The following is an 8,429-nucleotide window of genomic DNA, read 5'->3' as shown; positions in this document are numbered from 1 at the left end:
GGGGTGAAGGGCGCGCCGTCAGCGGGCGCCGTGCGCGCCGGCCGCCGCGGTGAGCATGATCTCCCTGACCCGGTCCAGGTACTTCGGCACGCCCGCGGCGGCCTGCGGGGTGTCCGGCATGCTGACGACGAGGTCGGCGCGGTCGGGGAACCAGTTCAGCCACATCGACACCCCACCGGCGTTGTCCGGGCCGGTCAGGACCGTGGCGTCCGCGCCGAGGTAGTCACGGGCGCCGGGCGTGGACCGTCCGTCCACGTAGGACGCCATGGGCGGGATGCTCGGGACGCCACCCTCTTCGACAAGCAGTTCGAGCGCCCGGTGCAGCGGTACGTCGTACCCTTCGCGGGCCCGCTGGAAGCCCTGCTGCGCGGCGGGGATGGCGCTGGCGAGGGTGGGCGAGGCGGGCAGCCGGAAGAGCAGCGGCACGAGGTTGACGAGCCAGCCGTGCACGCGGAGCAGCCGGGGGTAGGCCCTGGTCGACACGGCGGTGAGGACACGGTGGACGTCGTTCCCGGTGAACTCCCACTGCGCGAGGGCAAGCGCGGCGAAGAAGCCCGCGCCGAGCCCGCCGCCGTGCCGGGCGCAGTAGGCGCGGAACGCGCGTGCCTCGTCACCGGTGAACACCGGGTACTCGAGCCGGGTGGCGGGCAGCAGCGCGCCGGTGTCGTTGCCCAGGTCGACGGGGAAGGCGGGGAAGCCGCCGTCCTCCACGGCCAGGAACTCCGACCACGCGGCGAGCTCCGGCGCGGTTTTCGTCAGCGACGCGGAGCGACGCCACTCGCGGCGGTTGTGGTCCAGGTAGCCGGGTGCCGGCGGCAGGTCGACCGGGGTGCCGGTGCGGGCGGCGTGGTAGCGGGCACGGAGCTCGTGGAAGACCAGCGTCAGGGAGTGGCCGTCGGTGTAGGCGTGGTCGATCGCGAAGTACACCGTGGACACGGTGTCCCGGCGGATCACTCCCGCCAGCAGCCCCAGCCGGCCCATCGAGGTCCGCTCGTCGATCCGCCGGTGGACGTGGGCGCGGAGGTCGGCCGTGCCGGTGAAGTCGCCCACGCGCACCGGACGCACCGTGAGGGACTCGGGGGGTATCCGGAACCCGGTCAGGTCCTCGGTCTCCGGCTCGTACCAGGTGTGGAACGCCTCGTGCCGGCGTACGAGCCCTTGCCACGCCCGGGTGAGCGCGTCGAGATCGGCCCGGCCCTCCAGGTCGAACGTCATGGCCACCCAGGGCGACTGGCGTCGTCCGGCGGCACGGTTGGCGGCCGCCAGGCGCAGGTGCGCCCGCTGGAAGTGCGACGCGGGAACGTCGTGCGGTTCGGGTGGCAGGTCGGTGGCCGTCTCGAACTCGACCACTTCACCCGGCTCGGGGCGCCAGTCGAGGATCTGGGTCATGCGCACGGTGGGGTCTCCTTCGTCGTGGGGATACGGCGGCTAGGCGGGCGTGGGCACGGCTTCGGCGGCGCGGTGGGCGTCGGCGGCGCGGGTGGCGGCGTACGCGGCGGCCTGGACGAAACGTCCGACGTTCGCGCGTGCCACGGCCGTGTCGGGGAAGCGCGCCGACAGGTGGACGCCGCGGTCGCTCCTGGTCAGCCACAGGTACACCTCGGCCGGGCTGTGGATCCGGCTGCGCAGCATCGTGTCCTGGGGCCGGGGCGGGGTGCCCGGCACGCGGCGTACGTCGAGGTAGGAGACGACGAACCGGGGGTGGATCTCCTTGCGCAGCATCCGGCTGAGGTGGGGCAGCGAGCTGCCCGGTCCCGGTCCGCGGCGGCGCAGTTCGGCGGCGGCGAGGGCGACCGTGCCGGCGAAGTCCGCCCTGGGAGCCGCCGGGATCCGCACCGGGTGGAGGCCGACGAACCAGCCGGGCGCCGCCCGCCACCTGTCGGGCCGGGCGTTGGCGAGACTGATCACGGACAGGTGCCGCTCGCCCGAGACCCGCGCCGCGGCGAGCGCGAGGCAGGCGAGCAGCCCTGCGGCGGTCGTGCCACCGCCCGCGCGGGACGCGGCGGCGAACGTGGTGGCCGCCGGTCCGTCGAGCAGCCAGCGGTAGGCGCTGCGCTGCGCGTTCGGCGCCCCGGACGCCCCGGACGCCCCGGACGCCCCGGACGCCCCGAGCGGCAGGGGGAAGGCGGGCGTCCGGCCTCGGGAGTCATCGAGCAGGGCCCGCCAGGGGCCCGTGTGCTCGGGCCTCGCCGGCAGCCGTCCGACCAGGTTCCGTTCCTCGGCCCCGAAGTCCAGGAAGGTCGGCCCGGGCACATGCCCGGCGCGGCCGGCCAGGGCGTCGCGGATCTGTCCCGGGATCATGGCGAGGGTGTAGCCGTCCATGACACCGTGGTCCGCCCCGGCGAACACCGTCGTCCCGTCCGCGCCCTCGACCGTCGCGAGGACCACCTGCGGCCAGCCCAGCGGATTGGCGCTCCGGTCGAAGAAGGCCTCGATCTGCCGCCGGACCGAGGCGCCGTCGGCGAAGACGCCGACGTCCTCGCGCCGCAGCGTGACGGCGCTCGCGGGGAGCGTACGGCGCGTACAGCGCCCGGGGGTCGGCACCAGCCTGCTGCGCAGGTGTTCGTGTCCGCGCAGCCAGGCCGTGAACGCGGCGCCGACCCGCTGCCGGCCGGCCCGGCCCACGCCGAACGACACCCCGATCCAGGCCGGGTCCCGGTGCCCCGGCCCCCGGGTGGCCGCCGTACGCACATGGTGTTCGTGGACGAGCGCGGGTTCCCGGGGGTCGTCGGCCCAGGCGGAGACCGGGGCGGCCGGTGTCCAGAACACCAGCCGGCCGGCGGGAACCGTGCTGTCGCCCAATTCTGTGAATTCCAACGTCCCAATTCCCCCTCGATAACCTTTCGGTACGGCTCGCGGAAGCTATCCCGCAGTGATGAAACAAAAATGAAAGGGCGGTCTTTTCGCTGATCACGAAGCATGTGCCGCCGTCATGGAGAACATCTCCCTTGTTGCTCACCGAATGCGCTGCTAGCGTCTGCCCCCGTCATTCGATCCGCACCGCGCCATTTCCCGGCCGCGCCGATGGAGGGTCAATTTCATGAATGCACGGGCAGATACCGGATCCGACTACGCCGCGCTGCGCCGCGACCCGGAATACGCCGGGCTGAACCGCGCGCTGCTGGACCTGGTCCCGGCCGGCTCCGCGCCGGCCGTCCTCGACGTGGGGTGCGGGGACGGGGCCGTCAGCGAGGAATTGCTGCTGCGCGACCCGGCCATGTCCCTGGTCGGCGTCGACCCCGACCCGGCCCTGCTCGACGCGGCGCGGGCCCGGCTGGGCGACCGGGCCCGGTTCGCCGAGGGGGACGCGTCCTCCGTCTCCCGGCTGTTCCCGCCGGACGTCTTCGACGTCGTCGTGCTGGCCAACTGCGTCCATCTCGTCCCGGACCTCGCCGAGGCGCTCGACGCGATCGGGCGGGTCCTGGCCGGCGGCGGGCGTCTGGTGTTCAACTCGGCGTTCTACTCGGGCGCGGAGTCCCCGGCCGACCTGCCGCGGTACGCCGAGCTGGTCGGCACGGCCCGCGACACCGCCCGGAAGCGCGGGCTCCCGCTGGCCCGGTCGGTCGCCGGCCGGCCCGCCGGGCTGCGCAGGACCGCCGAGGACTACCAGGCCGCCCTGGCGGCGGCCGGATTCACCGGAGTCGTCACCGACGAGCGGGCGTTCATCCTCGGCCCGCGCTTTCTCACCGCGCTGTGCTCGACCCCGATGTTCGCCGCCGCCGCGTTACCCGGGGTAGCGCGGCACATCGCCGCGGAACTGCTCACCGAAACACTGCGAGAACTGCACGAGCGCACCCCGTTCACCATCACACGGCGCTGCGTCTACTTCTCCGCCACCCGGCCGTGAAACAACCCCGAAAGGAATTCGTCATGACCGAGGTATGGAACGTGGTAACCCGGGCCATCACCGGCATCCGGCCCGATCTGGGCGAACCCGGAACGGCCATCACCCGCGATTCCGCGCTGTTCTACGCGGCCGATCCCGAACAGCCGGTGCTCGGCCTCGACTCCATGGAGGCGCTGGAGCTGATCACCGTCCTGGAGCGGGAATTCGGGGTCGAACTGGCGGACACCGGCATCCGGATCGCCGACCTCCATACGGCCGGGGACGTCGCCGACGCGATGGCGGGGGCGCTGTGACACACCGGACGGCGCGCCACCGCGTGCTGGTGACCGGCGTCGGCGTCGAGTCGTGCGCGGGCGGCACACCGGACGAGCTGTGGGACGCCCTGGCCGCGGGGCGGCCCGCGACCTCGGCGCTGGAGCTCGAACAGCCGTCGCCCTGCCAGGTCGGTGGCGTGATCCGGGGGTTCGACCCCCGCGAGCACATGTCCGCCCAGCAGGTCCGCCGCACCTCGCGCTTCCAGCAGCTGCTGTTCGCCGCGGCGATGAAGGCACGGGAGGACGCGAGGCTGGGCACACCGCCGGGCGCCCTGTACGTCGGCACCGGTGGCGGCGGGCTCGACGAGACCGCGCGGCTCGTGACCACGCTGAACCACGGCGGGTGGCCGCGGATGGACCGGCTGGGGCTGCTCCGGCTGCTGCCCAACCAGGCCGCCGGGCTCGTCGCCCAGGAACTGGGCGTCACGGGCCCGGTGCTCACCCTCTCGACCGCCTGCGCGGCCTCGACGGACGCCATCGGGGCGGGCCTGCGCGCGGTGCGCGACGGCAGCGCCGACGTGGTCCTCGTCGGCGGGGTGGAGAGCTGGCTGGACACCCCGGCCCTGGCGTCGTTCCGCCTGCTGGACGCGCTCTCCCAGCGGCCCGCGGCCCAGGCGGCGGTCGCGTCACGGCCGTTCGACCGCGACCGCGACGGCATGGTCCCGGCCGAGGGCGCCGCCGTGCTCGTCCTGGAGTCGGAGCGCTCCGCGCTGCGCCGTGGCGCGACCGTGCACGGCGAGGTGCTCGGCGCCGCGTCCACCTGTGACGCCCACCACCCGTTGGCCCCGCGGGCGGACGGCGCGGTGGCGGCCAGGACGATCGAGCTGGCCTGCGCCGACGCCGGTCTCGACACCGCCGCCGTGGACCTGGTCAGCGCGCACGGCACCTCGACGCCGCAGGGCGACCGGGCCGAGACCGCGGCGATCAAGCGGGCGTTCGGCGCGCACGCGCGGCACGTGGCGATCACCGCGCCCAAGTCGGTCATCGGCCACGCGTGCGGCGCCTGCGGGATCCTGGAAAGCGTCGGCGTGCTGCGCGCGATCCGGGAGAAGTACGTGCCGCCCACCGCGAACCTGGACAACCCCGATCCCGGCTGCGACCTGGACTACACCCCGCTCGTGGGCCGCCCCGCCCCGATCGGTGTCGCCGTCAAGCAGAACTTCGGCTTCGGCGGCCACAACTCGGCGGTGGTGTTCGGCGCCGCGTGACGGCGCCGGACACCGGGGCCGTCAACGAGCGGGCGCGGCACCGCCCGGCCCGCCGGACCGCCGGCGGGCGACACGCGCCCGGTAGGTGCGGGCGAGGTGGTCCTGGAGGCGGGCGTGGCGGAACTGGTAGACCGCGCCTGCCTGACGGAGCACGCCCCGCCGGTAGGCGTCCTCCAGGAAGGCGACGACGTCCCAGGGCAGCCGGCCCGTCAGCGGCAGCCAGATCCGGGAGAACACGACCCACTGGCCCCAGGCGGTCAGGGTGAGGGCGTAGCCGAGGGCACCGCAGAGCCCGCTGATGAGGCCGAGCTTGACCGAGGCCCCGGGAGACCACACGAGCGGCCCCAGGAGCGGCGTCATGAGCGGGACCGCGAGAGCGGACCCGCTGCCGGCCAGGAGCCCGAAGACGGGCACCCAGACGAGGATCTGGGCGGTGACCGTCCGGCGGTTCGTCCGCAGCAGGCCGACCGGGTTGACGGCGGACCTGATGTCGAGCGGGGTCTCGAGGAAGGCCAGGAGACCCAGGGTGGCGCCGCCGAGCGTGAACACGAACCCGAAGAACACCGCGTCGTAGAGGCCGAAGGTCAGCATGTCCAGGGGGCCGGTGCCCCAGATGAGCCCTTTGAGCACTCCGTGCTCAAGGCCGTAGCCGAGGCCGAAGAGGAGCCCGCACAGCAGCCCCAGCACGACGCGGGCGCCGGGTCTCCGGCCGGGCGTCGCGGCTCTGCCGAACACCTTCATGCGCACGCCGGACGGCGGCACCGCCGTGTTCCTGCCCGCGACCAGGAGCCAGTAGGAGACCGTGCAGATGAGCCCGGCGAGGAACCCCGTCGTCAGCCCTTCCGCGATCTGGAAGCGGAGGGGGTCGAAGAGGGTGCCGACGACGCAGTCGACGACCCCGACGACCAGGCAGGTCAGCAGCGCGGTCACCAGGGTGCGCGCCGGGCGGCGCAGCCCCGAGCCCAGCCGCCACCACTCCAGGTCGGGGGTGTCGAGCCGGGTCAGGTGGTGGGCGAGGTAGCCGAGCCAGTACTGGGCGCGTTCCGGGTCGACGCCGCGGCGCGTACCGCCATCCGGGTGGTGCTCCGGCCGGAGGCGGTAGGCGGTGGCGGTGAAGTTGTCGAGAAGGTGGTCCTCCAGTTCGCCGGGGCCGCCGAAGCGGCGGGTGTCGAGGAGCGCGGCCGGGTCGCGGCCCGGGGTGTCGCTGTAGACGGCGCGGGCGAGCGTGACCATCAGCGGGGTGGTCAGCACCGCGGCGAGGTCCTCGGCGCCCCGGCCGCGCGGTTGCTCGCGCAGCGCGGCCAGTACGGGGTCCCACGCGGTCGTCGCGGCGTGCCCGCCACGGGCCTTGCGCGCGGTGCGCGGCAGATAGTCGGCCAGGTCGTCCAGGGTGAGGTCCGTCAGCTCCACCGCGGCGGCGGACGTCAGCACGTCGGTCTCCGCCACGGCCGTGGCGTACTCGGCCGGACGGCTCGTCAGCAGCAGCGGAAGTGTGGTGGCGTTGAGCGCCTCCAGCGCGGGGCGGTGGAGTCCCCCGGCGATCTCGTCGAAGCCGTCGAGCACGGGGAGCACCCGGCCGGCCTCGACCAGCGCGGCGGCCAGGCTCGGCCCGCCGGGCACCGGGCCGGCGAGACCGGGGTGGTCGCGGATCAGCTGCGCGGTCAGCCAGTCCCGGAACGTGATGGCGGTGGGGTCCCACGCACCGATGCTGAAGATCACCGGTACGGGGTCGGCGGGGGGCCTCGACGTGATGTGGTCGAGGACGAACCGCGTGGTGAGGATCGACTTCCCGGAGCCGGGCCGGCCCAGCACGACCAGCCGCCCGGAGGGTATCCGCCGGTACACGTCGACGACCTCGTCCAGCCGCCCGCCGAGATCCAGCGGCCCGTGCGTTTTCCGCGTCCCGCCGGCGGGCAGCCGCCGGATGTTCGCCCAGTGATCGGTCAGCTCCTCGGCCACCGCCCGCCAGCGCACCGGCAGCGGATACGGATCGTGCACCTGCCGCTGCTCCTCCTCCCGCTGCCACCGCGCGGCCACGGCGTGCGCGAGCTGCTCGGCGACGTCGGCGAGGGTGCCGTGCAGGGCGGAGGGAGGGTGCCCGGGAGCCCTTTCGGCGGGAGCCGGCAGTCCGACGGCGGGGCCGTCGAAGACCGGCTGCCAGGCGGCCGATCCACCGGCCGGCTCGCCCGGAGCCGGCTGCCCGGGGGCGGGTCGCGTGACAGCCGGCCGCCCGGGGACGGGTTCGGTGGAAGCCGCCTCTCCGGCGCCGGGCTCGGCGGGGGCCGACCTCCAGGTGATCCATTCGGCCGAAATGGACTGCCCGATGGCCGGTTCGGCGGAAGCGGGCTGTCCTGTGGCCGGTTCGGCAGGAGCCGGCTGTCTCCCGGCCGGATCGCCGGTAGCCGGTGGCCCGGTGACGGGCCCGGCGGAAGCCGACCCTCCAGTGGCAGATCCGGCGGAAGCCGACGGCCCGGCAGCCGGTTCGCCGGACGCCCACCCTCCGGCGAAAGGCCCGGCAGGAGCCGGCTCCCCCGCACCCCGCTCGGCCGGATCCGGCCGCCCGGTGGCCGGTTCGGCGTGGCCGGGCCGGCCATCGGCCCGGTCGTCGAGCCGGTCGTCGGACCGCCCGTCCGACCGGGCCTCCGGCCCGGACCGGCTGACCGCGGCGGCAAGTAGCTCCTCGCTCTCCGCCGGCGCCAGCCCGAGCGCGTCGGCCAGTCGGCGCACCGTGGTCACCCGGGGGTCGGCACGCTCGCCGGTCTCCAGGCCGCGGATGGTGCGTACGCCCACCCCGGCGCGTTCCGCCAAGGCCTCCTGAGTCATTCCCGCGTCGCGCCGCAGCCGCCGTAACAGCGTGCTGAACTCACTGGCCACAGATCACGGCCTCCCCCTCGAACCCCTCGGACTCTCGTACCTCTCGGACATGTGTTTCCCCAGCTGACGGACTCTAGCGTGGCCACCGGCCGCATACGGCCGGTCCATTGGCCTGTCCGTTCTCCCGCCCAGAGGCCACCGTCGACGGTGATCCGCCGCGAAGAAGCGGCCCGGTACACGGGGAGC

General features: G+C 74.4%; 6 protein-coding genes. 3 read left to right on the top strand and 3 right to left on the bottom strand.

All coding sequences use genetic code 11. From position 1 onward, the window contains the following. Window positions 1–18: 18 nt before the first annotated feature. Together K6I33_RS08565 and K6I33_RS08560 are read right to left on the bottom strand one after the other, a co-directional pair. Entirely contained in the window at window positions 19–1,389 is a 1,371-nt protein-coding gene (locus tag K6I33_RS08565; protein ID WP_229349471.1) for a condensation domain-containing protein, read from the bottom strand. Window positions 1,390–1,428: 39 nt separating this feature from the next. Beyond that, window positions 1,429–2,817, bottom strand: a complete 1,389-nt coding sequence (locus K6I33_RS08560; protein ID WP_229349467.1) for a hypothetical protein — start codon at window positions 2,815–2,817, stop codon at window positions 1,429–1,431. A gap of 223 nt (window positions 2,818–3,040) precedes the next feature. On the opposite strand from K6I33_RS08560, the gene K6I33_RS08555 reads away from it, so the two are divergent. From K6I33_RS08555 to K6I33_RS08545, 3 genes are read left to right on the top strand one after another with little or no spacing between them, the layout of a single operon-like run. Then, the gene (locus K6I33_RS08555; protein WP_229349465.1) at window positions 3,041–3,847 is read left to right on the top strand and encodes a class I SAM-dependent methyltransferase; all 807 of its coding nucleotides are present in this window, start codon (window positions 3,041–3,043) and stop codon (window positions 3,845–3,847) included. A gap of 23 nt (window positions 3,848–3,870) precedes the next feature. Then, window positions 3,871–4,140 carry an acyl carrier protein gene (locus K6I33_RS08550; protein ID WP_229349463.1) on the top strand — a complete coding sequence of 90 codons (270 nt, stop codon included), beginning with the start codon at window positions 3,871–3,873 and terminating at the stop codon, window positions 4,138–4,140. Then, window positions 4,137–5,369, top strand: a complete 1,233-nt coding sequence (locus K6I33_RS08545) for a beta-ketoacyl synthase (protein WP_229349461.1) — start codon at window positions 4,137–4,139, stop codon at window positions 5,367–5,369. The genes K6I33_RS08550 and K6I33_RS08545 overlap by 4 nt, the downstream gene beginning before the upstream one ends. 21 nt (window positions 5,370–5,390) lie before the next feature. Here the strand turns inward: K6I33_RS08545 and K6I33_RS08540 are convergent, their stop codons facing one another. Continuing rightward, on the bottom strand, window positions 5,391–8,243 hold the full coding sequence (locus K6I33_RS08540; RefSeq protein WP_229349459.1) for a helix-turn-helix domain-containing protein: 2,853 nt from the start codon (window positions 8,241–8,243) through the stop codon (window positions 5,391–5,393). Window positions 8,244–8,429 lie beyond the last annotated feature (186 nt).

The organism is Streptomyces sp. UNOB3_S3 (genome assembly GCF_020740895.1).
GTDB lineage: Bacteria > Actinomycetota > Actinomycetes > Streptomycetales > Streptomycetaceae > Streptomyces.
The sequence above is the reverse complement of the archived record's forward strand: the minus strand, read 5'-3'. Positions and strand labels throughout refer to the sequence as shown.

Excerpts from the sequence above, each read along its gene's own strand:
- K6I33_RS08555 (WP_229349465.1), top strand. The coding sequence starts at position 3,041 with ATGAATGCACGGGCAGATACCGGATCCGACTACGCCGCGCTGCGCCGC.
- K6I33_RS08565 (WP_229349471.1), bottom strand. The coding sequence starts at position 1,389 with ATGACCCAGATCCTCGACTGGCGCCCCGAGCCGGGTGAAGTGGTCGAG.
- K6I33_RS08550 (WP_229349463.1), top strand. The coding sequence starts at position 3,871 with ATGACCGAGGTATGGAACGTGGTAACCCGGGCCATCACCGGCATCCGG.